Below are 23,460 nucleotides of genomic sequence, written 5' to 3'. Positions count from 1 at the left end.
TTTTGCGCCGCGCGATGTCGCGCTCAATACCTTGGGGAGACCCCGAATGGCTTGGAAAGCTCCGAAGATCGTGGAAGTGCCGGTCGGCATGGAAATCAACATGTACGCCTGCGCTGCGCGCAAGTAAGACTGACGACCTGCCGCGGCTTTGACGGTGAACGCCGTCGAAGCCGTGGCAGTGTCGGATCCCGAGCCTGGCATCATTGTGCTTCTTGCCACCGACGCGATGATACGCCTGCGATGATACGCCTGCGCAGGCTGCAATCATCTTCCTTCAAAATCTAGACCACGCTCTTGCTGCAGTGTGTTACGCTGATGGCCGGTTAGCGCTGCTGCCGCATCAAGCGGCGCGCGCCTTCGGGGCACGGGGATGCGCGGCGGAGCTCGCAGATTTCTGATGGTGGTTGCCTGCGCGGTCGCGCTGACACCGACGCATGGGCACGCCGAGGAGGGCTTCGATACCGAGCACATCTTCGGCTTCATGATCGGCACCGATGTCGGCAATCCCGGCGAGCGCGAATTCCAGAGCCAGACGACGGGGCGCTTCGGCAAGGGCGGCGGCACCTATCGCGCTCTTGAGAAAGAGGTCGAGATCGAGATCGTGCCGCTGCCGAACTTCCGCATCGAGGTCGGCGCCGCCGCCAGCTTGCACGACATCACCGGCGTCCCCGACATCGACGACCGCCGTCAGATCAACTTCCAGGGCGCCTCGCTCGACCTGCGTTATCGCCTGCTCGACCGCGAGCGCGCGCCGTTCGGCCTCACCATCGCCGCCGAGCTCCACGGCGACCGCATCGACGAGACCAGCGGCGCGAAGGGGCGGATGTACGGCACGGAATTCACCCTCGCCATCGACCGCGAACTCATCCCGAATTTTGCCATCGGCGCCCTCAACCTGATCTATCAACCGGAATGGGCGCGCTTCGAGGTGGCGGGGCAGTCCGAGAAGAGTTCGACGATCGGTGCGGCGTTCGCCGGCCTGGTGCGCGTGCGGCCCAACATGCTGCTCGGCGGGGAGCTGCGCTACTTCCGGCAATATGAAGGCATCGGCCTCGGCGAGTTTTCAGGCCAGGCCCTGTTCGTCGGCCCGACCGCCTATTTCCAGCTCTCCGAGCGCTCGCGGCTGACCTTGAGCTGGAGCATGCAGGCCTGGGGCCGGCCGGCCGGAGCGGGCGGCAATCTCGACCTCGTCAATTTCGAGCGCCACCAGGCCCGGATGGTGTTCGGCGTTAATTTTTAGCAGAGAGCGTCGTCATGCCCGGGCTTTGCCTTGCCTGGGAGCCCGGGAAGAGCCAGTTCCCGCCCCATTTCTCGCCCGGATCTGAAACTTCCGCTTCCGTGGTACGTAACCTTTCGTGCTAATCTTGACCGCCACTTGCGAGAGGATCCCGGCATGAACCCGATTGACCTGGTGGTGACTGTGTGTGCGGTGCTCTCGCCTGCGACCTGCGAGGAACAGCATTTGATGTTCAACTATGGTGGGTCGCCGCGGCAATGCGCGATGGCCGCGCCCCCCTATATCGCGCAATGGGTCGGCGACCATCCGAAATGGCAGGCGGTGCGGTGGCGCTGCGAATATCCGCACCCGAACGACAAGGCGTGAGGCGTCTCGCTACTTGCTGCAGTCCTTCAGATCCTTGTCGGCGATCGAGAACACCGCATCCGCCCTGATCTCGATGTCGCGAACGACGCACTGCCGCGCATTGGGATAGCTGACCTTGGCGTCGTAGCGGCCCGGCTCGACGCCGGTGATGCGCAGCCGCTCGTCGTGGTCGACCTCCTTGTCCTTGTCGTTCAAGCACTGGTTCGGGCCCCAGTCGGTCTTGCCGGCGGGCGAGAGCTGGAAGCCGGAGATCGTCTCCGTCGTCAGGTTCCAGAGCCTAATGCCCTTGCCCTTGGCCTGCGCGGCGGCTTCGCCGGCAAGCGTCAACGACGCGATCAAAGCTAGAACCCAACGCATCAGCCAGTCCTCCCAAAGGCGGGCCATCATTCCCTGATCAGGCGCTCGCGGTTCTTTGCCTTGTCGAAATTTTTGGCGCGGTCAAGGCCGTTCAGTGCAATCAGCTTCGCCGAGACGAGATCGGCGCCGTCGAAATCGGCGTCGATGACGATCGCGCCCGTCAGATCGGCTCCGCCGAGTTGGGCGTTCTTCAGTGATGCGCCGCTCAGATCGGCGCTCCTGAGGACTGCGAATTCGAGGTCGACGCGCGACAAATCGGCGTTGCGCGCGTTCAGCCGTTCCAGATTGGCGGATCTCAGCACCGCGCGCATCAGCCCCATCGACTGGTTGCGCATATCGGCGCCCAGATTCGCGTCCGCGATCGAAGCGCCGACCAGGCTTGCGCCGGTGAGATCGGCAGCGATGCGCGCTCCTGACAGGTTCGCGCCGTCGAGACGCGCGCGGGCCATTTGCGAGGCGAACAGATTGGCGCCCTTCAGGCTTGCGCCGGTAAGATCCGCATCCAGCAGCCACGCCTGATCGAGGATTGCACGGTCAAGCCTGGCGTCTCGGAGTATTGTCTTGTTGAGCCGCGCGGCGCGGAAGACCGCGTTGGACAGGTCCAGCCCCGAGAGATCGAGGCCCGACAGGCGTTTGCCGGTGAAATCGGCAGGCTGCGCGGCGCTCGCTTTGGCCAGCACGGCCTCGACCTCTGGCCTGGTCATTTCGGACGAGACCATCGCGGGGGAGGTGAGGTCGACGTCGCGCATCATGTCCTGCGCGCCCGCCGTCATCGTGACGAGTGCAAGACCAAGCGTTGCCAGCGTTGGGAGGGCGACCGTCCGCGTCATCATCGACTCCGCCGCCGGACCAGTCTAGCACGTCCGCCAGGCGACCGGCTATGAGACATCTCGCTCAGTGCGGTCGCCTTGAGTTCGTTGGGCGAGGCCGGCCTTGATCGCCGCAATCTCGGCTTCGCCGCGTCTGTCGCGCGGGATGCCGATAGGCACCTCGGCCACGATACGCGCGGGGCGCGGCGACAGGAAGAACAGCCGGTCGCCGAGGCGAACCGCGTCATCGAGACTGTGGGTGACAAGCAGCGTCATCACTGGACGGCTCGCCACCAGCGTCGCGATCTCGTCGCGCAAGCGGCCGGCGAGCGCGTCGTCGAGCGAGGCGAGGGGCTCGTCGAGCACGAGGAGATCGGGCTCGACTGCGAAAGCGCGGGCGAGCGCGACGCGCCGGGCAAGGCCGAGCGACAACTCGCCGGGAAAGTGGCTGCGATGCGCTTCCAGCTCCAGAATCCTGAACAGCTCGGACAGCTTCGCCTCGGTCACGTCGGGCGCCGCCAGCCGCACATTCTGCTCCACCGAACGCCACGGCAGCAGCCGCGGCTCCTGGAACACCATGCCGATCCGCGCCTGCGGTGGACGCGCAACGTGGCCCCGAAAATCGCTATCGAGCCCCAGGATGATGCGCAGCATCGTGCTCTTGCCGCAACCGGAGGGACCGGTGAGCACGCCGACCTCGCCGGATTGAAGCGCGAATTTGAGCGGCGCCAGCACCTCGTGCGTTCCGCCCGCGGCACTCCTGAACGTCTTGCCTGTGATCTCGACCTCAAGCCGCACGGGGGCGCCACCTGTTTGCGCGGGCTTCGAACGGCTGCACCAGCAAGGTCTCGATGACGAGCACGACCGCGGCAAAGGTCAGCGAATAGGCGAGCAGCCGCGGCGTGTCGAACAGCTGGAAAGCGACGCCGATCTCGAAGCCGACGCCGTTCGGACGTCCCAAGAGCTCGGCGACCAGCACGATCTTCCACACCAGCGACAGTCCGGAACGGGCCGAGGCTGCGATGTAAGGCGCAAGCTGCGGCAGCACGACATGGCGGAACGCGCGCCAGCGCGGCATCGCGAACACGCTCGCCATCTCGTCGAGCGAGCGGTCGAGCGCGCGGGTGCCCTCGCGCAGGGTGACGACCGCGGTCGGCAGCTTGTTGATGGCGATCGCCGCGATCGCGGCGGCCTCGGTCAGGCCGGCCCAGATATAGGCCAGCACGATCACGACCAGCGCGGGCAAATTGAGTAGCAGGATCAGCCAGGGATCGCCGAGCTTATCCGCGAGCCTGACCCGTCCCATCAGGTAGCCGATGGCGCTGCCGAGCGACATCGCCAGCACGAAGGCGAGGGTCACGCGCGCCAGCGTGGCGCCGAGATGCAGGAACAGCGCGCCAGATGAGGCTTCCGCGATCATCACCTCGAGCACGGCCGGCGGGGAGGGCAGCTTCGCGCCGCCGACGAACAGCGCGGCAATCCACCAGATCGCGAGAAACAGGGCGAACGACAGAAGACGCAGCACCTCAATCTCCGGGGACCGCGTGATAGAACGTGCCCGGATCGAGCTCGGCCGCCGGGCCGACGAGGTCGCGGCCGCCGATCTCGGCCAGCACGCGGTAGAGCACGCGCGCGTCTTTCTCCTCGTCGTCGATGCTCCGGCGCGGAATACCGTCGCGATAGCGGTCGCGATAGGTCTTGAGCATGGCTGCGTCGGACGTGCCGGTGAGCGGCGCGATCTTGTCCCAGGCCGCATCCGAGGTCACCAGCAGCTGCTTGGCCTTGCGCGTCATCGCGATGAATCGCGCCACGGCGTCGCGATGGCTCGCGGCCCAATTCTCGTCGAAGACATAGCCGACGGCAGAGACCGCGCCTTTGGCACCGAGCTTCGGCAGAATGTCCTCGATGCCGGCGAGGCGGCGAAATCCCTTGGCCTCGAGCTGGGCACAGAAATTCCAGAAATTGAGGCTCGCCTCCATCTCGCCGTCGAGCGCCTTGGCGGCGATCAGGGGCGGGGCGCCGTAGGCGATGGTCGCCTCCGACTTCAGGTCGATGCCGTCCTGCTTCATGCTCGCCTGGAGCAGCAGCCAGCTCTTGTCGATCGCCCCGCCGGCGACCGCCAGCTTGCGCCCCTTCAGGTCGGCGAGCGTCTTGATCGGAGAGGATGCGGGTACCATCACTGCGCCGAGCGCGCTGGAATAGGGATAGAAGGTGAGCTTGGCACCGAGCGCGCGCTCGCGCGACACCCACAGCCAGTCTGACAGGATGATGTCGGCGCTGCCTGCGCGCATCGCGATCTTGCCGGCCTCGGTGCTCGCGAGCTCGGTGACCTCGAGCGAAAGGCCCGCCTCCTTGTCGAGGCCGCTCGCGCGGATCGCGGCCAGCTCCCAGGAGAATGTTCCGGTTTTCTGCACCGCAAGGCGGATCGAATCCGCGGCGCGGCCGGGTGCGGCCAGCGATAGCGCCAGCGTCGTCGCGAGCGCCAATGTTCGACCAAGTGCCCTTATCACGCCAAGTGCCCTTATCACGCCAAGTGCTCTCATCACCTTGTGAGCCGTTTCCTCTGATAGAGTGCTTTTCAGGACAATACGCATAGCATAGCTTTGCTCGCAACCCGCGGGAGGATGCGCATGAAACTGGCCGGACAGCTACGACCGATTGTCGCCGCATTGACGGTGCTGGCGGCGACCGCGTGCGTGGCGCGGGCCGAGGAGGCCAATGATTATCCGACGTCGGCGCGCGCGGAGTACGTCTATGGCTGCATGAAGGCCAATGGCGAGAGTCGGCAGTCGATCGAGCAATGTTCCTGCTCGATCGACGTGGTGGCCTCGATCGTCACCTATGAGCGCTACGTGACCGCCGAGACCGCGCTCAGCATGTCCCAGGTCCGCGGCAATCTCGGCGTCCAGTTCCGCACCTCCGAGCAGGCGAACACGGCAGTGAACGATTTGCGGCGGGCGCAGGCGGAAGCCGAGGTGAGGTGTTTCTAGCTATAGCTGCGGAAACGGTGCAATCCCTTCTCCCCTTGTGGGAGAAGGTGGCGCGGAGCGCCGGATGAGGGGTATCTCACCGCGCGCTCATCTGAGGAGAAAGACCCCTCACCCGTCTCGCCGCTATGCGGCGAGCCACCCTCTCCCACAAGGGGAGAGGGGAATTAGCATAAGCGGTGCTAGCTACGTCCCCGGCTTCTCCATATCCCACTCATTCCGGAACACGTGTCCATCCGTGTCCTTTGCTTCCGCGCGGAAACGCTTGGCGCCGTTGGAGACATAGGTGAAGCGCAGATTGGGATCTTCCGAGATCGAGATGCCGCCTTCCATCGACAGCACCGGGCTGTCGTCCTGCGTCAGCTTCAGCTGGTTGACGAAGAAGGCGGGAATGTAGAGCTGCGTGACCTGGTCCATCTGCAGGCCGGAATTGTTGGGATGGCCGATCATGATCTGCGCTTCGCGGATGCGGCTCGCGGGCGCTTCCTCGCGCGCGAATTGCCTGTAGCGCATCTGGCCGAGCCGGTTTTGCGCCTCCTCGGCGTTCTTTCCTGCCGGTGCCGAGCAGCCGCCGGAGGCTTTCACATAGACTTTCGAGACATAGAGCTGGCCGTCGCTGAGCTCGGCCACCGCGTGCACATCGGTGTAATTGTTGACACGCACGCGCGTCGAGATCTCGGTGACATTGGCGTCGGAGCCGAGCTCGAACTTCGCCGCCATCGGCGCCGGGTTACGGTCGATCACGAGCGTGATCGAACGGATACGGCGACTGTCTGCGGGCGACAGCTTGCTGCGCAGGGTCACCGGCACGATCGCCGCGTCCTCTGCGCGATACGGCATCTCGATGCCGATCACGCCGCTGCCGTCGTTCATCGCACGGCTATTGAAGATGTCCTGCACCAGGCCCGGCCAGGGATCGTCGGCCTCTTCAGCCTGCGCCGGCATAGCGAACGCGATGCCGAGCAGTGCAGCGATCAAGGGCAGGTGGCGTGTCCATCCGGTCATGGTCATGATCCTCCGAGTCAGCGAAGCTGATCTCGTTCCGGAGTCAGCGAAGCTGATCTCCTGCGCCTATCGTAGCGCGCCTGCTACTCCCATTCAATTTCCGAAAATGCTGCAGTTGCGTTCCGGGCGTTGTAATCGCCGAATAACTGCCAGCGCGGCCGCTCTTCCGCAGCCGCCTTGTCGGCCGCGGCTCGGATCAGCTCGCCATTCTTGTTCAGCGCGCGCACGTCGGATAGCAGCGTTGACAAGTAACGCCGCTCATCGGCCAGCGCGGCAGGCCAGTCGCTCACGGGGCCGTGACCGGGAACGACGCGTTGCGCCGGGATGGTCTCCAATTCCTTCAACGTGTCGAGCCAGCCGCGGATGCTGCCGTCCATGACCGGAATGTGGCGGAGAAAGACGAGGTCGCCCGCGAACAGGGTATTCGTCGTCTCGTCGTACACGGTGACGTCGCTGTCGCTGTGCCCGGTCCGCCAGGCGCGCAAGATGAGGCGGCGCGACCCGAGATCGAGCGTCATCGTGTCCGAAACCAAGAGGGTCGGGGCAATGATCTTCACGGGATCGATCAACGCGCTGCCCATGATGCGGCGAAAATTGTCGAGATAGTAGGGGCCGCGCGTCGCGAGCGCCTGCGGCAGCTTGCTGTGACCGACGAAGCTGGTGCCACCGGCGGCGAAGGCCGCGTTGCCGAAGACATGGTCGGGATGGCCGTGGGTGTTGATGACATAGCGAATCGGCTTGGGCGTGCGGGCCCGCACGGCGGCCAGCAGGGCCTCGCCTTCGCGGAGGCTGCCGCCGGTGTCGATGACGGCCACCGCATCATCGCCTACGATGAAGCCGACATTGGCAATGTCACCCTCGTTCTCGCGGGTCATCAGGGCAATGGCCCCGGAGTGTACGAAGATTCCCGCTGCGACTTCGCTCACAGGCAATTCGGCCGCCCCGGCCCGTGCTAGCGTTACGATCCCCAGCAGGGACAAGGCTGCGATCACTCGAGCGATGCGAGACACTTTTCCGCCTCAGTTCAAAGGGTTGCTGCATTGCACTGCAACAAAGCAAAGCCAGCGAAGTCTGGCAAAACATGGCGCGTCATGCGTTGCATGGATAGCATTCAAACAAAACGAGGAGGAAGCGCGATGACGGAGGCCGGACGACATCGTCGCTGGTTGTTTTCACTGGGGGTCCTGGTTGCGTCCTGTGCGTTCGGCGATGTCGCCATCGCGCAGACCAATGACAGCGGCGACCTCTCGTTCGAGCTGGTCGACCCGAACGTGCTGCGCGTCTGCGCCGATCCGCGCAATCTGCCGTTCTCGAACGAGAAGGGCGAGGGGTTCGAGAACAAGCTGGCCGAGCTGTTTGCCGAGAAGCTCAAGAAGAAACTCGACTACGTCTTCTTCCCGCAGGCCACCGGCTTCGTGCGGATGACGCTGGGCGCGCATCGCTGCGATGTCATCATGGGTTTTCCGCAAGGCGATGACGTCGTGCAGGGCACCAATCCCTATTACCGCACGTCGTACGCGCTGGTCGCCAAGGCCGGCAGCGGGCTCGAGGAGGTCGATACGCTCGAGGACCCGAAGCTGAAGGGCAAGCATGTCGGCATCGTCGCCGGAACGCCGCCGGCGACCAACATGGCCATTGCCGGCCTGATGAGCGATGCAAAACCCTATCCGCTGATGATCGACACGCGCTACGACAATTCGGCGCAGGCGATGATCGACGACCTCGCCGCCGGCAAGATCGACGCCGGGGTGCTGTGGGGACCCATGGCCGGCTATTATGCGAAGAAGATCGGCTCGCTTCACGTCACGCCGCTGGTGAAGGAAACCACGGGGCCGAAGCTGGTCTATCGCATCGGCATGGGCGTGCGTCCCGCCGACCAGAACTGGAAGCGACAGCTCAACAAGCTGATCCAGGAGAACCAGGGCGAGATCAACAAGATCCTGGTCGACTTCGGTATACCGCTGCTCGACGAGAGCAATCGGCCGCTCAGCGCGGAGACGGCCAAGAAGTCGCAATGAGGCGGCCTCTTGCCGCTGCGCTCGTCGTTGCCGCGTTGGCGGTGCCGGCATCCGCGCAGCAGCAGGAGCCGTTCGAGCCCGAGGGTTATCGCGCCGACAATTATCGCGCACCGGTGCCGGCGACGCTTGCGGGCGCGCGCGTACTCAACACGGTGGAAGCCGAAGCGATCTGGCGCGCCAGGAGCGGCGCGTTCGTCGACGTGCTGCCGCGCCCGCCGAAGCCGAAGAACCTTCCCGCAGGCACGGTATGGCGTGATGCGCCGCGCAAGAACATTCCGGGCAGCATCTGGCTGCCGGATACCGGCTACGGCAGTTTGCCGCCGGCCATGGACGATTATCTCCAGCGCGGCCTCGCACAGGCCTCGCGTGGCGACAAGGCCGCGCTGCTGGTGATCTATTGCCTCGCCGATTGCTGGATGTCCTGGAACGCCGCCAAGCGCGCGCTGGCGTATGGCTATTCCAACATCGCCTGGTACCCCGACGGCACCGACGGCTGGGAGCGCGCCAAGCTTCCGACAGAGGAGGTGCAGCCGGAGCCGCGGCCCGAGCAGTAGACGTCGTCATGCCCGGGCTTGTCCCGGGCATCCACGTTCTTCACGCTGCGTGGCCAAGCGTGGATGGCCGGGACAAGCCCGGCCACGACGGCGGTGCGAAAGGGGAGAGGCGAAGCAAGCGCCTACTGCTTCTGCAGCTTCGTCAGCGTGCCCGTGCCGTTGTTGTCGGTCGCAGAATAGTTCACCCTGTCGCCGGCATGAACGGCCTCTAGCATCGCGGCGTCCTTGGTTTTGTACTCCTGGAGCGCGCCGGCGCCGCCAGCGCTACCACCGACGGTGCCCTTCTGCGTCTGCTGGATCGAGATCGTGCCGTTGAGCCGATCGATCCGCATGACCATTCCGGTCATGTCGTCGGCAAGAGCGCTGGTTGCAAGCATGCTGAGGGCCGCAGCGCCCGCAAAGATGAATCTGGTGGTTCCCATCGAGGCCTCCCGACGTCTTGGAGTTCACTTCGACAAGCCATCCTAGATCGATTTGGTTCCGGCAGATAGCCGGGCAAAGGTTAACCGGGCCGATCCGGGAACCTTGTCGTGGCCTCCAGCGAGGCGGGCGCTATTCCATTTCCTGCTGGATCACGCGGCCAAGTGCGAACAGGCGCTGGTCGATCGTGGTGGGAACCTCGCAGACGAATCGCACGACCTTGTTGCGGTCCTCGAAAATGCGGGTCTTCCAGATCAGTTCGTTGCTGAGCGTTTCGACCTTGGCCTCGTCGCGCGGCGTCGCGCCCTGCAGCGCCTGAAGGGCGATCGCCTCCTCGCGAATCTTGTCGGCGGCCTCGCGCTGCTTGCGGCTGACGCGTTCGAGCCCGGCCATCACCTGGGAGCGCTGGGCATTGAGCGTGTCGAACAGGCCGGCGAACAGGAGCTTTGCCTTTGCGGTCTTGTCAGTGGCGGAGGCGGCCAGAAATTCCTTCACGGACTTTTCGGCTTCATCGAGCAGCGTCTTGCGCGCCGATAGTTTTGCGACCAGTGCGCTGACCTTGGCGTCGTCTTTCCATGTGTTCTGGACGTCGTCGAGCGCCGGGCCGGCCCAGACGGCGGCAAGCGAAATCTCCGGCACCTTGGCTTGGGTGCAGGGCCAGTCGGGATAGCGTGGATCGGCCGCGCGCGCGGCCGTGCCCGACAGCGCCAGCGCCACAACAGCCATCGCCAGAACCTTCATCCTTCGCCTCCTGCGGGCCCCCGTCGCGCCAGCCCACGCGAGGGATCATAGGCCAGAATCGCGCCGATCATGAAGACGATTGTGCAAGCCGCGACCACTGCCAGCGAGATCCAGTTGATTTGCCCGTAGAGCGCAAAACGGATCAGCTCGACCGCATGGGTGAACGGATTGGCCTCGCAGAGGTAGTACAGATAGGGGCTGCCCTCCTGCACCCGCCACAGCGGGTAGAGCGCGGACGAGGCGAAGAACATCGGGAAAATGACGAAGTTCATGACGCCTGCGAAGTTCTCGAGTTGCTTGATGCCGGAGGAGATCAGCATGCCGAGCGAGCCGAGCATCAGCCCGGACAGGATCAGCGCCGGCAGCACGGTGAGATAGCCTGACGACGGCGGGGTGATGTCCCAGAACCAGGCGATCAGCAGGAACGCATAGACCTGGAGCAGCGACACCGCCGTGCCCGCCAGCAGCTTGCAGAACAGCAGGAACCCGCGCGGCAGCGGGCTCACCAGCAGCGTGCGCATGTTGCCCATCTCGCGGTCGTAGACCATCGAGAGCGAGGATTGCATGCCGTTGAAGAGCTGGATCATCGCCATCAGCCCGGGCGCGATATAGACCTCGTAGAGGATGTAGGTCTCGTAGGGCGGGATGATGGAGATGCCGAGCACCTGACGGAAGCCGGCGGCGAAGATGAACAGCCACACCAGGGGCCGCACCAGCGCCGAGACGAAGCGTTCGCGCTGATGCAGGAAGCGCAACCCCTCGCGCCAGACGATGCCGGTAAGGCAGGTGAGGTACTCCTGGACCGAGAAGCCGCGCGGCACCTCGCGCGTGGTGATGCTGCTCATGCGCCGCCTCCCGGCATGGTTTGCGCACCGGTCAGGCGCATGAAGGCGGTGTTGACGTCCTGCGCGCCGGCCTCGGTGACGACGCGGCTCATCGACCCCTGCGCCAGCACCTTGCCCTGGTGCAGCACCACGAGGTCGTCACTCGGCATGATCTCGTCGAACAGATGCGTGGCCCAGAGCACGCCGATGCCTTGCTCCGTCACGAGCTGGCGGACCTGGCTGATGATGTCGGCGCGCGCCTTGACATCCAGGCCGACGGTCGGCTCGTCCAGCAACAGCAGCCGCGGCCGGTGCAGCAGCGCCCGCGCGATCTCCAGCCGCCGCATCTGGCCACCGGAGAGATCGCGCACCTTGCTGCCGGCGCGGTCAGCGAGCCCGATGCGGCCGAGCAGCTCGGCGCTGCGTGCGGCGGCCTCGCTCCGGCTGATGCCGTGGAGGGCTGCGTGATAGAGCAGGTTCTGGGTCAGCGACAGGTCGAGATCGAGCGTACGTGGCTGGAACACGACGCCGAGCAGCCGCAGCGCCTCGCCGGGGCTCTTGCTGATGTCGTGGCCGAAAATGCCGACCCGGCCGCTCTGGATGCCGAACAGGCGCGTGATCAGCGAGAACAGCGTGCTCTTGCCGGCGCCGTTGAGGCCGAGCAGGGCGGTAAAGCTCGCCGGCTGCACGTTGAAGGAGACGTTGATCAACGCACGCCGCTGCCCATAGGCATGACTGACGCCGTCGATCGACAGCGCCGGCACCGCCGCCGCTTCTGGCTTCGGCGCCTCCTGTGGCCCGGGAATCGGAGCGGGGCTGGTCATGGCGCGATCGTGATGCCCCAGGGCAGTTCGCCCACCTGAATCGTCTTGATCACCTTTTGCGCGGCGACGTCGATGACGGAAACGTCGTTCGACACGCCGTTGGTGGTGAGCAGATATTTTTCGTCGGGCGTGAACGCCATGTGCCAGACCCGCTGCCCGACCAACAGGTATTTCGTCACCTTGCGCGAGGCGACGTCGACCACGGCGATGCGGTTGGCGGGGCCGAGCGCGATGAAGGCGGTCTTGTCGTCCTTGGTCATGCCGATGCCGACCGGCTGGATCGCCTCTTTCCTCAGGCCCGGGATCTCGAAATTGACCTTGCCGATCACCTCGTGCTTCTTCGGGTCGATCACCGAGACGGTGCCGCCGATCTCGGAGGAGACCCACACTTCGGAAGCATCGTGCTTGAACTCGGCAAAGCGCGGCCGCGCATCGACCAGCACGTTGGCGACGATCTGGCGCGACGCCGTGTCGATGAAATGCGCCATGTTGGTCGTTTCCGACGTGTTGATCAGCGTCTTGCCGTCGGGACTGATGGTCATGCCCTCGGGCTCGACGCCGACCTGGATGTCGCCGAGCCTGGCGCGCTTCTCGAGGTCGATCACGGTCACCGTATTGTCGTTCTCGTTGGCGACGTAGAGGATCTTGCCGGCGGCATCCTGCGCGAACAATTCCGGATCGGGTCCGGAGGGCAGGCTGTCCACCACGGCTTGCGTCTTGGCGTCGATCACCTGGATGGTGTCGTCGTCGCCGACCGCGACCATCACGAATTTGCCGTCGCGCGTGAAATCGATGCCGCGCGGGCGCTGGCCGACCTTGATGGTCTTGGTCACGGTCCAGCTCTCGGTGTCGATCACCGTGACCGTATTGCTCTTCTCGTTCGAGACATAGGCGATGAACGCATGCGCAGGTGCCGCCGCCAGCGCCAGTCCGGACAGGAGCCCCACACGCCACATGCGCAACATCTGCATCCTCACTTCAGCTTGCATTTGCTCTCCGGACGATCGTAGCCGAGCGTGTCGAGCTCGGAGACCTGGTGCAGGAAACCCTCCTGCGGCGACACCGATACTACCATGCGGCCGTCGACCAGCAGGATCGGCTGGCGCAACTGCAGATTCCAGTCACGCAAGGTCAGCCGCGTGCCCTTGAAGGCGGCGACCGAAAAATCCGGGCCCTTGATGAAATCAGTCACCTTCTTGACGTCGCCGGAATTGGTGCGCGAGGTGGCTTCGCCGACCATGCGGGCCGCGGTCCAGGCCTGCATGTCGAGCGCGGTCATGCGCCGCGCGTTCAGCTTGACGAAGCGGTTCTGCATCTGGATCGCGCCCCACTGGTCCTGCGATGCGTCCCAGCTGCGCGGCACCAGGCCAGCCGAGCCCGCAACGGGGCGGGGATCCCAGGTGCGATAGGGCAAATACGCGCCGAACACCTCGCTCTCGTCGGCGGCGACCAGTACGTCGTAAGCAGGCGCGCCTTGCGTGAACACCGGCATCTGGCGCTGGATCAGCGTCACGCCGCTATCGGTGCGGCGCGCGCCGCCCTTGTCCTCGAACGTCTTCTCCTGAACGATCTTGGCGCCGAACCGCGTGGCGGTGCGCCGGAGTGCATCGGCGAACAGCTTATCTTCATCATGCGAGCCGACCACGAGCAGCCAGCGCGACCACTTTTTCCAAACCAGATATTGCCCGAGCGCATCCGCCAGCATTGCGCGCGTCGGTGCGGTGTGGATCACGTTGGCGCGGCAATCGGCCTCGCGCAGCCGCTCGTCGATCGCCCCCGCGTTGAACAGCAGCGTGCCGCGGTCGCGCAAGGTGTCCGAGACTTTCAGCAGCGCATCGGCGGGCAGGTCGGCGATGATGAAGCCGTTCTTCTCCGCGAGCGCGCTCGCGGCCTGGACGACGTCCTCGCCTTCCTTGATGCGGCGCTCTTCCAGCGCGAACCGCTGGCCCAGGAATTTGCCGGTGGTATTGTTGTCCTCGATCGCGAGCCGCGCGCCGGCGACGCCGTCATTCTCCGCGGGCTGCTCGACCAGCGACAGTGTGGATCTGGTGCCGGCGACGCCGAGATAGCCGACGCCGATCAGGGCAGGCTCCGCCGCGAGCGCGCTCGTCGCAGCAAGACCTAAGCCAATCAGGCCGGCCAACCATCGGATCATGTTTCCTCCAAGCGTTCTCCCCCGCTTGACCGCCGGTAGAGAATTGTCTCTGCTTCAAGCATGACCAATTTGTCAGGGCATGCAACCCCGCATTTCGTCCCCGCGCGTGCGAGGCCTGGAATCACGATCATGCGAGCATTGATGATGATCGCCGCTTTGCTGTTGACGCCTTCGCTCGCGCGCGCCGATCCACCGAAGCTTGCCGTGTTCGATTTCGAGCTGATCGACACCAGCCTGCCCGGGGAGTTCTACGGCTCCAGGCCCGAAGAGGCGCGGCTCGTGCTCATCAGCGAGCAGCTGCGCAAGGAATTGACGGAGTCCGGCAGGTTCCAGGTGCTCGACATCGCGCCGGTCAGGGATGCCGCCCGTCACGCCAACTTACAGGCCTGCGGCGGCTGCGATCTCAAGCTCGCGGGCGAATTGGGCGCTGACCTCGAGATCACCGGCATGGTGCAGAAGGTCTCGAACCTGATCATCAATCTCAACATCTATTTGCGCGACGTGAAGACCGGCAACATGATCGCCGCCGCGAGCGCCGACATGCGCGGCAACACGGATGAAGCCTGGACCCGCACGATGAGCTACCTGATCCGCAACCGGCTATTGGCGCCGAATTACGGCAAGCGGGAGTAGGGGCGCTCTTTACCCTCCAGAATCGTAGGGTGGGCAAAGGCGCACTTGCGCCGTGCCCACGATCAATCAATGATTCGAGAGAAATCGTGGGCACGCTTCGCTTTGCCCACCCTACGATACTGCGCTCGCGGAGAGATACCCCTCATCGCAAGGGGGGAAGGAAGAAAGACGTCACCCCTTCAGCTTCTCCGCATGCCAGTGCAGATGATCGCCCATGAAGGTCGAGATGAAGTAATAGCTGTGGTCGTAGCCCGCCTGACGCCGCAGCGTCAGCGGGATGCCCGCCTTGCTGCAGGCGGCTTCGAGCAGCTCGGGCTTCAGCTGTTCTTTGAGGAAATTGTCGGCCTCGCCGACGTCGACCAGGAAGCCCGAAAACTTCGCGCCATCCTCGATCAGCGCCACCGTGTCGTGGCCGCGCCAGGCGTCCTTGTTCGGCCCGAGATAGCCGGTCAGCGCCTTGGTGCCCCAGGGCACGAGCGAGGGCGCCACGATCGGCGCGAAGGCGCTCGCGGCGCGATAGCGGTGCGGGTTGCGCAGCGCCACCGTCAGCGCGCCGTGGCCGCCCATCGAATGGCCCATGATCGATTGCCGTTTGGCGTCGACGGGAAAATTTCCCGCGATGAGCTTGGGCAATTCGTCCGTGACATAGCTCCACATCCGATAGTTGCGCGCGAACGGCTCCTGCGTGGCGTCGACATAGAAGCCGGCCCCTAAGCCGAAATCATAGGCATTGTTGGCGTCGCCCGGCACGTCGGCGCCGCGCGGTGAGGTGTCGGGCGCGACGAAGATCAGGCCGAGCTCGGCGCAGGCTTTGCGGAATTCACCCTTCTCGGTGACGTTGGCATGGGTGCAGGTGAGCCCGGACAGATACCAGACCACGGGCAGCTTGGCGCCGTCGGCATGCGGGGGAACATAGACCGAGAACACCATGTCGGTTCCGGTCGCCTGGCTGGCATGGCGATACACGCCCTGCACGCCGCCGTAGGATTTGTTGGTCGAGACAGTCTGAATCGTCATGCCTTCACTCCGTGGCATCTCACCACATCAATATTGCAACGCTTGTGTGACCGAATTTGTGGCAGCTGCCTGCGTCAGGCAACACCGCTGTCGATCGCCAGCCGCACCAGCTCGACCGAGGTCTTCACCCCGAGCTTCTGGCGCATGATGGACGAGGTGTTGGCGACCGTCTTGTAGGACGATTGCACCAGCCAGGCGATCTCGGACAGGCTCTTGCCGGCGCTGAGCAGCCGCAGGATCTCCATCTCGCGCGCATTCAGCTTGGACAGCGGGCTTTGCGCCAGCGTCGGCCCCGCAAAGGCGATGCTGCGCGCGATCGCGCTCGGCAGGTAGGTGCCGCCGCCGCCGACGGCGCGGATCGCCTCGACGAGGTCGTCGGGGTCGCCGGTCTTGGAGACGTAGCCCTTGGCGCCGCACTCGATCGCGCGCGCGGCAAAGGCCGGGTCGTCGTTCATGCTGAACATGATGATGCGGGCCTCGGGCGCGCGCTCGAGGATGCGGCGCGCGAGCTCGAAGCCGGAGACGGTCGGCAAATTGATGTCGATGATGCAGAGGTCGGGGCGTTCGACGATGAAGACGCACTCGCCGTCCTCGGCGTCGGCGGCCTCCAAAATCTCGATCTCACCCTCGTCGGCCAGCACGGCACGGCAGCCGGAGGCGACAATGGGATGATCGTCGACGATCAGAATGCGCATAGGCGTTTCCTTGTGACAGCGTCGGCCTGTTTCGCGCCCGGCCGGGATTGCTGTACGCTTCCGATTAGATATCCGCCGCTTCGCCGCTGTCAACGTCATCGGACAGCGGCGGGCAAGGCTTCGCGAGGCACGGGCGACACCAATGTGGCAAAATCTATCCTTGCGCGGGCGCATCAACCTCTTGCTGGCGCTGCTGCTGGCGCTGGGGCTCGCCGTGAATATCGGCCGCCAGGTCGCCGAGGCAGGTCCCCGCGTGCAGGCCGAGGACCAGAGCGTGATCCGGCTCGCGCGCGAATTCATCGAGATGATCGTGGCCGATCTCAACGAGGCGCCAGATCCGGATGCCAGGCTGAACCAGATCGCGCGCGATCTCAGCCGTCTGCGCCATGTCAGCATCACGCTTCGGGACACCGGCGGCAATGCGCAGACGCCGCCCCGGCTTGACACTGACGCCGACATGCGCGGGCCGCCGGCCTGGTTCGTCAGCCTGGTCCATCCCGAGCAGACCGCGGTGAGCGTGCCGGTCTCGATCCATGGCAAGCCCGGATCGCTCCTGATCACCTCGCATCCCGATGACGAAATCGCGGAGATCTGGGACGGCATCGTGACCCAGCTCGAGGTCGGCACGGCGATCGCGCTGGCGCTGTTTTTCCTGATGATGAAAGTGGTCGGCCGGGCGCTGGCCCCGCTCCAGTCTCTGGCGGAGGCAATGGGGAAGCTCGAAGGCGGACATTACGAGGCGCGCGTCGCACCGGGCGGCGCGCCGGAGCTCGCCGCAATCTGCACCAAGCTCAACCACCTTGCCGCAACCCTCGGTGAGGCGGTCGAGGACAAGCGGCGCCTCGCCGAGCGGGCGGTGTCGCTCCAGGACATCGAGCGCAAGGAGATCGCGCGCGAGCTCCACGACGAGTTCGGGCCGTATCTGTTCTCGCTGCGGGCGCATGCCGGCGCCCTGGCGAAGCAGGCGGATGGACGCGTCCCGAATGCGGAGGCGGTGCGAAAACATGGCAGCGCCATGCTGGAGCAGATCAACGCGCTGCAGCAGTTCAACCGCCGCGTGCTGGAGCGCCTCCGCCCCGTCGGCCTTGCCGAGCTCGGGCTGCGCCAGGCGCTCGAATCGCTGTCGCGGCTGTGGCGGGAGTCGCATCCGGATGTCGCGATCGAGACCGTGATCTCGCCGTCGCTCGGGGTCACCGGCGAGACCGCCGATCTCACCATCTATCGCATCGTGCAGGAGGCGCTCACCAACGTGTTCCGCCACGCCGGCGCGACCTCGGTCAATGTCGTCATCGAGCCGGCGCAGCAGATGGCGCAGGACGGCCGCTGCTGCGCGCGGGTGCGGGTCAGCGACAATGGCCGCGGCATGGAGCCGGGCCAGAAGCTCGGCTTCGGCCTCGTCGGCATGCGTGAGCGGATTCTGGCGCTGGGCGGCACGCTCAACGTCGTCTCCGGCGATAGCGGTTTGACCGTGGAAGCGCTGGTTCCGACCGCGGCCGCCTGATCGCTCTCCCGAGGTGATCGGGAAAAATTCCCGATTTGGTCGGGAAAACGGGAGCGGATAGCGCCCGATCTTTTGTGGCTGGCGCGCGACCGGCCGCCGATTACACTTCGTCTCAACCAATCGGCGAAAATCAAAACAGCCGGTGGTCACGGATGGGAAGGCGGGGATGGGCAAGGTTCTTTCGTTCAAGCGTCGTTTGTTGATGGCCTCGGTGTCGACCGGTCTGGTGTCCGGGGTGGTTTTGGCGGGCCCCGCCGGGGCCGCGCAAGACGAGGAGACCAACGTCCAGAATCTGCCGCCGGTCGAAGTGGCGGCACCGCCGCCGTCGGTGGCGAGGCGTACCGCGCCGACGCGACCCGTCGCGCGCATCGGGGCAGCGTCGTCCGCCGCGTCGAAGACACGGCTTTATGTCTACCCGACCTCGCCGGGCATCGGCAGAGGCCTCGATGTCGACAAGGTCCCGTCGGCGATCAACGCCGTCGATGCCAGCCAGATCAAGCGCACCGGTTCGCTGAACGTCACCGACGCGCTGCGCGACAACATCGCCGGCGTCAACATCACCGAGGTCACCGGCAATCCGTTCCAGCCGGATGTCGAATTCCGTGGCTTTGTCGCTTCGCCCGTGACCGGCACGCCGCAAGGCCTTGCGGTGTATCAGAACGGCGTCCGCATCAACGAGGCCTTCTCGGACGCGGTCAATTGGGACCTGATCCCCACCGCCGCGATCAGGTCGGTGACGCTGGTGACCAACAATCCCGCCTTCGGCCTCAACGCGCTCGGCGGCGCCATCAACCTGCAAATGAAGGACGGCTTCACCTATCAGGGCGCCGAGATCGACGTCATGGGCGGCTCGTTCGGCCGCGTCCAGGGCTCGGCGCAATGGGGCAAGCAGGTCGACAAGAACTACGGCGTCTATGCCGCGCTCGAAGGCCTGCGCGACAATGGCTTCCGCAATTTCTCGCAATCAACGGTGCGGCGTTTCTACGGCGATGTCGGCTACAAGGCCGGCGACAGCGAATTCCACGCCAATATGGGCGTCGCCAAGAACGATTTCGGCGCCAGCGCCACCGTTCCGGCCGAGCTGCTCGACAAATATTGGGGCGCGACCTACACCACGCCGCAGACCACCTCCAACCGCGTCGGCTATCTCAACCTGACCGGAAAGGCCGATCCGACGCCGACCTGGACGCTCGAAGGCACCGCGCATGTGCGCAGGTACGAGCAGAAGCTCGTCGACGGCAATCCGACCGATGTGCAGGAATGCGCCGTTCTGGGCCTGTTGTGCTTCGGTGACGATGCGACGCCGGCCAACGGCACCAATGGCGCGCAGCTCGTCAATCCCTATCCGCTCGGAACCATCCTCGGCGAGATCGACCGGAGCACGATCCGTTCGACCACCTTCGGCGTATCAGGGCAGGCCACCAACACCGATCAACTGTTCGGGCACGACAACCGCTTCGTGATGGGCACGACCTATGACGCCAGCGTCACGCGCTACAACGCCACCGCCGAGATCGGCTCGATCGGAGAAAACTACGTCGTCAGCGGTAGCGGCCTCTTCCTGGGGCCGACCGGTCAGCCGGAAACAATTGCCGGTCCCGTCTCGCTGCGGACCGTCAACCAATATAACGGCCTGTATGCGATGGACACGTTCAACGTCACGGATGCCTTCGCCGTCACCGGCGGCGGCCGCTTCAACGTGGCGCGCATCAGCCTGGAGGATCAGCTCGGGACTGATCTCAACGGCGATCATACCTTCACCCGCTTCAACCCGGTGATCGGCGGCACCTACAAGATCACGCCGGGGCTGACTGCCTATGCCGGCTATTCCGAGGCCAACCGCGTGCCGACGCCGCTCGAACTCGGCTGCTCCGATCCAGCCCGCCCCTGTCTCATCGCGGCGTTTCTGGTTTCCGATCCGCCGCTCAAGCAGGTCGTGTCCAAGACCGTGGAGGCAGGCCTGCGCGGCACCAAGGAGCTGAACATCGGCACCCTCGGCTGGAAGATCGGCGGCTTCCGCGCCACCAATTATGACGACATCGTCGCGGTGCCCGTGGTCGGACGGACCGGCTTCGGCTATTTCTCCAATGTCGGCCGGACCCGCCGGCAGGGCCTCGAGGCCGAGGTCAACATCAAATCGCCGACGCTCCAGTTCCAGGCAAGCTACGCCTTCGTCGACGCGCGCTTCCTCGATCCGCTGGAACTCGGCTCCGAAAGCCCGTTCGCCGACCCGGCCAGCGAGACCATCCAGGTCAGGCCCGGCAACCAGCTCCCCGCCATCCCGCGCCACCGCATGAAGGTCGGCATCGACTATGCCGTGACCGACGTCTGGAAGGTCGGCGGCAACGCGCTGTTCGTCTCCAGCCAGTACTTGGTCGGCGACGAGTCGAACCAGTTCGCGAAACTGCCGTCCTATACCGTGTTCAATCTCCACACCTCCTACCAGGTGGCGAAGAACATCCAGCTTTATGGCAAGGTCGACAACATCTTCGACAAGCGCTACGCGACCTACGGCCAGTTCTTCGACACGGGAGCCTTGCCCAACTTCACCAACGGCGGCAACGACTTCACCGATCCGCGCTCGCTGAGCCCGGCGAGGCCACGCGCGTTCTATGCGGGCATGCGGGTGACGTTCTAGGCGCGAAGGCGCAGCCGGCCGCGCCGGGGCAGGGAGTTCCCCGCCGCCTCGGGCGGACGGCTTGCGTAGAATGTCCTGCCTCCGGCATCATGCGCCCGGAGGCTCGCTTTGCCGTGTCGTTGAAAAATCCGGGTGCCGTCGCTGCTATCGTTTCAGCGCTCCGACATGTTTACGGAGATGAGGTCGCCCGCCTCATGCTCATCGAGGGCATGAGCCTGGCCGACCTGATCGATGCGATGTTTTCTGCGCCATTGACGCATCGCGAGGCCGTTCGAGATATCACCGACGGATTGGACGATTTTGTCATTTCACCGGACCTCGGTCTCATGTGGCACCTCAGGTACATCTACGCAGACGAGCCCGGCTCCCTGCACGTCGTGGACATGGAAATCGCCACGCCGAATGGCACGCTGGCAAGCAGAGACGTCTGGCTTCGTCTGGTCTCTTAAAGGCAAGCCGTTTTCGCTGCCAATCCTTCGGCTTGGGAAGCGCCGACAGCTTGCAGGCCGCGCCCTGCGACTTACAAACCGGGAGTTGGCGCGAACCGGATCTTAGTCCCGGCTCAGCCGTTCTCTCAGGAATTCGATGAAGCGTTGCGTCTTGGCGGGGAGCAGCCGGGTTTCGGTGACCGCGTAGATGGTCATCGGCAAGCCCTGCCATTGCGGCATGATACGGCGTAGTCGGCCGGCTGCGACTTCATCGGCAACGATCTCTTGCGGCATGAACGTGATGCCCATGTCGAGCGTCGCCAGGCGGCGGAGCATGCCGATGCTGTTGAGGTGGAAACGGCCGCTGACGCTGGCTTCGACCGTTTGCGTTCCGTTTTGCAGCGTCCAGCTGCCCACCCTGGTCTGGCAGAGACATTGATGGTGCGCGAGGTCCGCCGGTTCGTCCGGCTCGCCGTTCTCTTCGAGATAGCGCGGCGAGGCGTAGAGATGGCCGTGCAGGCGAGCGAGCGGCCGCGCGATCATATGGGAGGCCTCGGATTCTCCGACTCGGATCGCCAGGTCGTAGGGCTCGGAGACCAGATCGACGCGCCGCGGCGTCAGGTCGAACTCGAAATCGATGCCGGGATATTGCCGTGCGAATTCGGTGATCAACGGCGCCAGATAGGTGTTGGCGAAATCCACCGGCAGTGAGACGCGCAGCAGTCCGCTCGGCCGCGCCAGCATCTCGCCGAGTTGCTCGTGCGCCAGGCGCGCTTCGTCGACGATGCGCTTGCAGCGCTCGAAATAAAGCTGGCCGGCTTCGGTCAATTCGATCCTGCGCGTCGTCCGGTTCAGCAGGCGAAGCCCGATTTCCTTCTCCAGGAGGCCGATCCGTCGCGACAGGGTGGAGTTGGGCATGTCGAGGATCGCCGCGGCGCCCCGGAAGCTCCTGGCCTTCACGACCTCGACGAAGAGCGCCATGTCGTTCAACAGCTCCATCGGATTATCCCATATGTGGATCAATCTGTTCCATTATACGGCATTTATTCCATTGGCTGGAAGCTCCATCTCCCTTCTCTGCATCATCGAGAAGGAGCTCGCCGTGAATTCGCTCTTCAGTCCCATCCGCGTCGGCGGACTTGAACTTCCGAACCGCCTGGTTATGGCGCCCATGACGCGCTCGCGCGCCGATGCCAGCGGCGTTCCCGGCGGCCTCGCCGCCGAATATTACGCGCAGCGCGCCGGCGTCGGACTGATCGTCACCGAGGGCACCCAGCCGTCCGATGACGGGCAGGGCTACATGACCACGCCGGGCATCTACACGCCCGCGCATGTCGCCGGTTGGCGCAAGGTCACCGACGCCGTGCACGCCAAGGGGGGCCATATCTTCATCCAGCTCATGCATGCCGGACGCATGTCGCATCCCGACAACACGCCGCATCACCGGTCGGGCGTGGCCCCGTCCGCGATCGCGCCCGATACGCCGATGTTCACGCCGAAGGGCATGCAGGATATCCCGCAGCCCCGGTCGCTCGCGATCGACGAAGTGCGCCGGACCGTCGGCGACTTCCGCGATGCCGCGCGTCACGCCATCGCGGCGGGCGCGGACGGCGTCGAGATCCATGGCGCGAACGGCTATCTGGTCCAGCAGTTCATTGCGCCGAGCGCGAACACCCGGACCGACGCCTCTGGCGGCTCGATCGAAAATCGCGCGCGCTTCGCCGTCGAGGTTGCGGCGGCCATCGCCGCGGAGATCGGCGCGGACAAGACGGCGATCCGCCTGTCTCCAGGCATCACGATGTGGGGCATCGACGAAGGCGCCGAAGGACCGGACCTCTATCGCCATCTGGTCGCTGAGCTCGACAAGCTTTCGCTCGCCTACCTTCACATCATGCATCAGGGCGACGATCACCTGCTCGCCGACCTCCGCAGACTGTGGCGCGGCAAGCTGATCGTGAACAGGCCGGGCCGTCCGCGCGATCGTATCGGTTCCGACGTCGCCTCGGGGCTGGCCGATCTGGAAGCATACGGCCAGATGATCCTGGCGAATCCCGATTTTCCGACCCGCCTGAAATCCGGTGCGCCGCTGAACGAGGCCGACCGCAGGACGTTCTTCGGCGGTGATGCAAGCGGGTACACCGACTATCCCGCATGGGACGCGGCTGCCGCCGTCTGAGGACGGGCGGTCATCACATTCATCGGCTCTGTGCTGCGACCGCGGCGCAGAGCGCTCATTTTCATCAATGCTTGC

27 protein-coding genes are annotated in these 23,460 nt (G+C 64.9%); 11 read left to right on the top strand and 16 right to left on the bottom strand.

Going from position 1 to position 23,460, the window contains the following annotated elements:
* The first annotated feature begins 46 nt into the window (after nt 1-46).
* The 3 genes from pqqA to XI03_RS31045 all read left to right on the top strand — a co-directional run bounded on the left by pqqA (nt 47) and on the right by XI03_RS31045 (nt 1,603).
* A complete protein-coding gene (gene pqqA / locus XI03_RS31055) occupies nt 47-127 on the top strand; it encodes a pyrroloquinoline quinone precursor peptide PqqA (RefSeq protein ID WP_012029362.1) in 81 nt (26 codons plus the stop codon).
* Nucleotides 128-397: 270 nt separating this feature from the next.
* Nucleotides 398-1,240: a hypothetical protein gene (locus XI03_RS31050; RefSeq protein WP_271594236.1), complete on the top strand. Its 843-nt coding sequence runs from the start codon at nt 398-400 to the stop codon at nt 1,238-1,240.
* A gap of 153 nt (nt 1,241-1,393) precedes the next feature.
* Nucleotides 1,394-1,603, top strand: coding sequence for a hypothetical protein (locus tag XI03_RS31045; protein ID WP_018320724.1), 210 nt, complete (start codon nt 1,394-1,396; stop codon nt 1,601-1,603).
* A gap of 9 nt (nt 1,604-1,612) precedes the next feature.
* On the opposite strand, the gene XI03_RS31040 is transcribed toward XI03_RS31045, so the two are convergent.
* The 5 genes from XI03_RS31040 to XI03_RS31020 are packed head-to-tail and all read right to left on the bottom strand — an operon-like array spanning nt 1,613 to nt 5,279.
* The gene (locus XI03_RS31040; RefSeq protein WP_026202409.1) at nt 1,613-1,960 is read right to left on the bottom strand and encodes a hypothetical protein; all 348 of its coding nucleotides are present in this window, start codon (nt 1,958-1,960) and stop codon (nt 1,613-1,615) included.
* Nucleotides 1,961-1,986: 26 nt separating this feature from the next.
* Nucleotides 1,987-2,790, bottom strand: coding sequence for a pentapeptide repeat-containing protein (locus XI03_RS31035; RefSeq protein WP_442869758.1), 804 nt, complete (start codon nt 2,788-2,790; stop codon nt 1,987-1,989).
* Nucleotides 2,791-2,838: 48 nt separating this feature from the next.
* Nucleotides 2,839-3,567 (bottom strand): ABC transporter ATP-binding protein, encoded by a 729-nt coding sequence (locus tag XI03_RS31030; RefSeq protein WP_271594234.1) that lies wholly within the window; start codon nt 3,565-3,567, stop codon nt 2,839-2,841.
* Nucleotides 3,557-4,294 carry an ABC transporter permease gene (locus XI03_RS31025; RefSeq protein ID WP_028142696.1) on the bottom strand — a complete coding sequence of 246 codons (738 nt, stop codon included), beginning with the start codon at nt 4,292-4,294 and terminating at the stop codon, nt 3,557-3,559. Before XI03_RS31025 ends, XI03_RS31030 begins: the two co-directional genes overlap by 11 nt.
* 1 nt (nt 4,295) lies before the next feature.
* On the bottom strand, nt 4,296-5,279 hold the full coding sequence (locus tag XI03_RS31020; protein ID WP_038974486.1) for an ABC transporter substrate-binding protein: 984 nt from the start codon (nt 5,277-5,279) through the stop codon (nt 4,296-4,298).
* A 120-nt stretch (nt 5,280-5,399) separates the two neighbouring features.
* On the opposite strand from XI03_RS31020, the gene XI03_RS31015 reads away from it, so the two are divergent.
* Nucleotides 5,400-5,759 (top strand): hypothetical protein, encoded by a 360-nt coding sequence (locus XI03_RS31015; RefSeq protein ID WP_026202407.1) that lies wholly within the window; start codon nt 5,400-5,402, stop codon nt 5,757-5,759.
* A 183-nt stretch (nt 5,760-5,942) separates the two neighbouring features.
* On the opposite strand, the gene XI03_RS31010 is transcribed toward XI03_RS31015, so the two are convergent.
* Both XI03_RS31010 and XI03_RS31005 read right to left on the bottom strand, forming a co-directional pair.
* Nucleotides 5,943-6,761 (bottom strand): quinoprotein dehydrogenase-associated SoxYZ-like carrier, encoded by an 819-nt coding sequence (locus tag XI03_RS31010; RefSeq protein ID WP_271594233.1) that lies wholly within the window; start codon nt 6,759-6,761, stop codon nt 5,943-5,945.
* Nucleotides 6,762-6,844: 83 nt separating this feature from the next.
* Nucleotides 6,845-7,771 carry a quinoprotein relay system zinc metallohydrolase 2 gene (locus tag XI03_RS31005; protein ID WP_271594232.1) on the bottom strand — a complete coding sequence of 309 codons (927 nt, stop codon included), beginning with the start codon at nt 7,769-7,771 and terminating at the stop codon, nt 6,845-6,847.
* 126 nt (nt 7,772-7,897) lie between these two features.
* Here XI03_RS31005 and XI03_RS31000 point away from each other — a divergent pair, with 126 nt between their 5' ends.
* Nucleotides 7,898-8,779 (top strand): substrate-binding domain-containing protein, encoded by an 882-nt coding sequence (locus XI03_RS31000; protein ID WP_028142692.1) that lies wholly within the window; start codon nt 7,898-7,900, stop codon nt 8,777-8,779.
* Nucleotides 8,776-9,333 carry a PQQ-dependent catabolism-associated CXXCW motif protein gene (locus XI03_RS30995; RefSeq protein WP_271594231.1) on the top strand — a complete coding sequence of 186 codons (558 nt, stop codon included), beginning with the start codon at nt 8,776-8,778 and terminating at the stop codon, nt 9,331-9,333. Before XI03_RS31000 ends, XI03_RS30995 begins: the two co-directional genes overlap by 4 nt.
* 122 nt (nt 9,334-9,455) lie before the next feature.
* Here the strand turns inward: XI03_RS30995 and XI03_RS30990 are convergent, their stop codons facing one another.
* From XI03_RS30990 to XI03_RS30965, 6 genes are all read right to left on the bottom strand, one after another.
* On the bottom strand, nt 9,456-9,755 hold the full coding sequence (locus XI03_RS30990) for a copper-binding protein (protein WP_028142690.1): 300 nt from the start codon (nt 9,753-9,755) through the stop codon (nt 9,456-9,458).
* 130 nt (nt 9,756-9,885) lie between these two features.
* Nucleotides 9,886-10,494 (bottom strand): hypothetical protein, encoded by a 609-nt coding sequence (locus tag XI03_RS30985; protein ID WP_271594230.1) that lies wholly within the window; start codon nt 10,492-10,494, stop codon nt 9,886-9,888.
* Nucleotides 10,491-11,339, bottom strand: coding sequence for an ABC transporter permease (locus XI03_RS30980; RefSeq protein WP_028142688.1), 849 nt, complete (start codon nt 11,337-11,339; stop codon nt 10,491-10,493). The genes XI03_RS30985 and XI03_RS30980 overlap by 4 nt, the downstream gene beginning before the upstream one ends.
* The gene (locus XI03_RS30975; protein WP_271594229.1) at nt 11,336-12,142 is read right to left on the bottom strand and encodes an ABC transporter ATP-binding protein; all 807 of its coding nucleotides are present in this window, start codon (nt 12,140-12,142) and stop codon (nt 11,336-11,338) included. Before XI03_RS30975 ends, XI03_RS30980 begins: the two co-directional genes overlap by 4 nt.
* Nucleotides 12,139-13,107, bottom strand: a complete 969-nt coding sequence (locus XI03_RS30970; RefSeq protein WP_212475596.1) for a YVTN family beta-propeller repeat protein — start codon at nt 13,105-13,107, stop codon at nt 12,139-12,141. The genes XI03_RS30975 and XI03_RS30970 overlap by 4 nt, the downstream gene beginning before the upstream one ends.
* Before the next feature lie 8 nt (nt 13,108-13,115).
* On the bottom strand, nt 13,116-14,297 hold the full coding sequence (locus tag XI03_RS30965; RefSeq protein WP_271594228.1) for an ABC transporter substrate-binding protein: 1,182 nt from the start codon (nt 14,295-14,297) through the stop codon (nt 13,116-13,118).
* Nucleotides 14,298-14,357: 60 nt separating this feature from the next.
* On the opposite strand from XI03_RS30965, the gene XI03_RS30960 reads away from it, so the two are divergent.
* The gene (locus XI03_RS30960) at nt 14,358-14,930 is read left to right on the top strand and encodes a DUF3280 domain-containing protein (protein WP_028142684.1); all 573 of its coding nucleotides are present in this window, start codon (nt 14,358-14,360) and stop codon (nt 14,928-14,930) included.
* A 171-nt stretch (nt 14,931-15,101) separates the two neighbouring features.
* On the opposite strand, the gene fghA is transcribed toward XI03_RS30960, so the two are convergent.
* Both fghA and XI03_RS30950 read right to left on the bottom strand, forming a co-directional pair.
* Nucleotides 15,102-15,947 (bottom strand): S-formylglutathione hydrolase, encoded by an 846-nt coding sequence (gene fghA / locus XI03_RS30955; protein ID WP_028142683.1) that lies wholly within the window; start codon nt 15,945-15,947, stop codon nt 15,102-15,104.
* Nucleotides 15,948-16,021: 74 nt separating this feature from the next.
* Nucleotides 16,022-16,642, bottom strand: a complete 621-nt coding sequence (locus XI03_RS30950; RefSeq protein WP_018320706.1) for a response regulator — start codon at nt 16,640-16,642, stop codon at nt 16,022-16,024.
* A gap of 142 nt (nt 16,643-16,784) precedes the next feature.
* Here XI03_RS30950 and XI03_RS30945 point away from each other — a divergent pair, with 142 nt between their 5' ends.
* From XI03_RS30945 to XI03_RS30935, 3 genes are all read left to right on the top strand, one after another.
* The gene (locus tag XI03_RS30945; protein WP_271594227.1) at nt 16,785-18,143 is read left to right on the top strand and encodes a histidine kinase; all 1,359 of its coding nucleotides are present in this window, start codon (nt 16,785-16,787) and stop codon (nt 18,141-18,143) included.
* Between the two features lie 166 nt (nt 18,144-18,309).
* Nucleotides 18,310-20,781 (top strand): TonB-dependent receptor, encoded by a 2,472-nt coding sequence (locus XI03_RS30940; protein WP_271594226.1) that lies wholly within the window; start codon nt 18,310-18,312, stop codon nt 20,779-20,781.
* A gap of 89 nt (nt 20,782-20,870) precedes the next feature.
* Nucleotides 20,871-21,230 carry a hypothetical protein gene (locus XI03_RS30935; RefSeq protein WP_271594225.1) on the top strand — a complete coding sequence of 120 codons (360 nt, stop codon included), beginning with the start codon at nt 20,871-20,873 and terminating at the stop codon, nt 21,228-21,230.
* 102 nt (nt 21,231-21,332) lie between these two features.
* Here XI03_RS30935 and XI03_RS30930 read toward each other — a convergent pair whose 3' ends face one another.
* Nucleotides 21,333-22,208, bottom strand: coding sequence for a LysR family transcriptional regulator (locus XI03_RS30930; protein WP_271594224.1), 876 nt, complete (start codon nt 22,206-22,208; stop codon nt 21,333-21,335).
* Between the two features lie 163 nt (nt 22,209-22,371).
* On the opposite strand from XI03_RS30930, the gene XI03_RS30925 reads away from it, so the two are divergent.
* Nucleotides 22,372-23,385 (top strand): alkene reductase, encoded by a 1,014-nt coding sequence (locus tag XI03_RS30925; RefSeq protein ID WP_442869757.1) that lies wholly within the window; start codon nt 22,372-22,374, stop codon nt 23,383-23,385.
* Nucleotides 23,386-23,460 lie beyond the last annotated feature (75 nt).

This window comes from Bradyrhizobium sp. CCBAU 65884 (genome assembly GCF_028128835.1).
Classification (GTDB): Bacteria; Pseudomonadota; Alphaproteobacteria; order Rhizobiales; family Xanthobacteraceae; genus Bradyrhizobium; species Bradyrhizobium ottawaense.
This window is presented reverse-complemented; position numbering and strand designations above follow the sequence as displayed.

Excerpts from the sequence above, each read along its gene's own strand:
- pqqA (WP_012029362.1), top strand. The coding sequence starts at position 47 with ATGGCTTGGAAAGCTCCGAAGATCGTGGAAGTGCCGGTCGGCATGGAA.
- XI03_RS31050 (WP_271594236.1), top strand. The coding sequence starts at position 398 with ATGGTGGTTGCCTGCGCGGTCGCGCTGACACCGACGCATGGGCACGCC.
- XI03_RS31045 (WP_018320724.1), top strand. The coding sequence starts at position 1,394 with ATGAACCCGATTGACCTGGTGGTGACTGTGTGTGCGGTGCTCTCGCCT.
- XI03_RS31040 (WP_026202409.1), bottom strand. The coding sequence starts at position 1,960 with ATGCGTTGGGTTCTAGCTTTGATCGCGTCGTTGACGCTTGCCGGCGAA.
- XI03_RS31035 (WP_442869758.1), bottom strand. The coding sequence starts at position 2,790 with ATGACGCGGACGGTCGCCCTCCCAACGCTGGCAACGCTTGGTCTTGCA.
- XI03_RS31015 (WP_026202407.1), top strand. The coding sequence starts at position 5,400 with ATGAAACTGGCCGGACAGCTACGACCGATTGTCGCCGCATTGACGGTG.
- XI03_RS31010 (WP_271594233.1), bottom strand. The coding sequence starts at position 6,761 with ATGACCGGATGGACACGCCACCTGCCCTTGATCGCTGCACTGCTCGGC.
- XI03_RS31000 (WP_028142692.1), top strand. The coding sequence starts at position 7,898 with ATGACGGAGGCCGGACGACATCGTCGCTGGTTGTTTTCACTGGGGGTC.
- XI03_RS30995 (WP_271594231.1), top strand. The coding sequence starts at position 8,776 with ATGAGGCGGCCTCTTGCCGCTGCGCTCGTCGTTGCCGCGTTGGCGGTG.
- XI03_RS30990 (WP_028142690.1), bottom strand. The coding sequence starts at position 9,755 with ATGGGAACCACCAGATTCATCTTTGCGGGCGCTGCGGCCCTCAGCATG.
- XI03_RS30985 (WP_271594230.1), bottom strand. The coding sequence starts at position 10,494 with ATGAAGGTTCTGGCGATGGCTGTTGTGGCGCTGGCGCTGTCGGGCACG.
- XI03_RS30980 (WP_028142688.1), bottom strand. The coding sequence starts at position 11,339 with ATGAGCAGCATCACCACGCGCGAGGTGCCGCGCGGCTTCTCGGTCCAG.
- XI03_RS30975 (WP_271594229.1), bottom strand. The coding sequence starts at position 12,142 with ATGACCAGCCCCGCTCCGATTCCCGGGCCACAGGAGGCGCCGAAGCCA.
- XI03_RS30970 (WP_212475596.1), bottom strand. The coding sequence starts at position 13,107 with ATGTTGCGCATGTGGCGTGTGGGGCTCCTGTCCGGACTGGCGCTGGCG.
- XI03_RS30965 (WP_271594228.1), bottom strand. The coding sequence starts at position 14,297 with ATGATCCGATGGTTGGCCGGCCTGATTGGCTTAGGTCTTGCTGCGACG.
- XI03_RS30960 (WP_028142684.1), top strand. The coding sequence starts at position 14,358 with ATGACCAATTTGTCAGGGCATGCAACCCCGCATTTCGTCCCCGCGCGT.
- fghA (WP_028142683.1), bottom strand. The coding sequence starts at position 15,947 with ATGACGATTCAGACTGTCTCGACCAACAAATCCTACGGCGGCGTGCAG.
- XI03_RS30950 (WP_018320706.1), bottom strand. The coding sequence starts at position 16,642 with ATGCGCATTCTGATCGTCGACGATCATCCCATTGTCGCCTCCGGCTGC.
- XI03_RS30945 (WP_271594227.1), top strand. The coding sequence starts at position 16,785 with ATGTGGCAAAATCTATCCTTGCGCGGGCGCATCAACCTCTTGCTGGCG.
- XI03_RS30940 (WP_271594226.1), top strand. The coding sequence starts at position 18,310 with ATGGGCAAGGTTCTTTCGTTCAAGCGTCGTTTGTTGATGGCCTCGGTG.
- XI03_RS30935 (WP_271594225.1), top strand. The coding sequence starts at position 20,871 with ATGCGCCCGGAGGCTCGCTTTGCCGTGTCGTTGAAAAATCCGGGTGCC.
- XI03_RS30930 (WP_271594224.1), bottom strand. The coding sequence starts at position 22,208 with ATGGAGCTGTTGAACGACATGGCGCTCTTCGTCGAGGTCGTGAAGGCC.
- XI03_RS30925 (WP_442869757.1), top strand. The coding sequence starts at position 22,372 with ATGGCGCCCATGACGCGCTCGCGCGCCGATGCCAGCGGCGTTCCCGGC.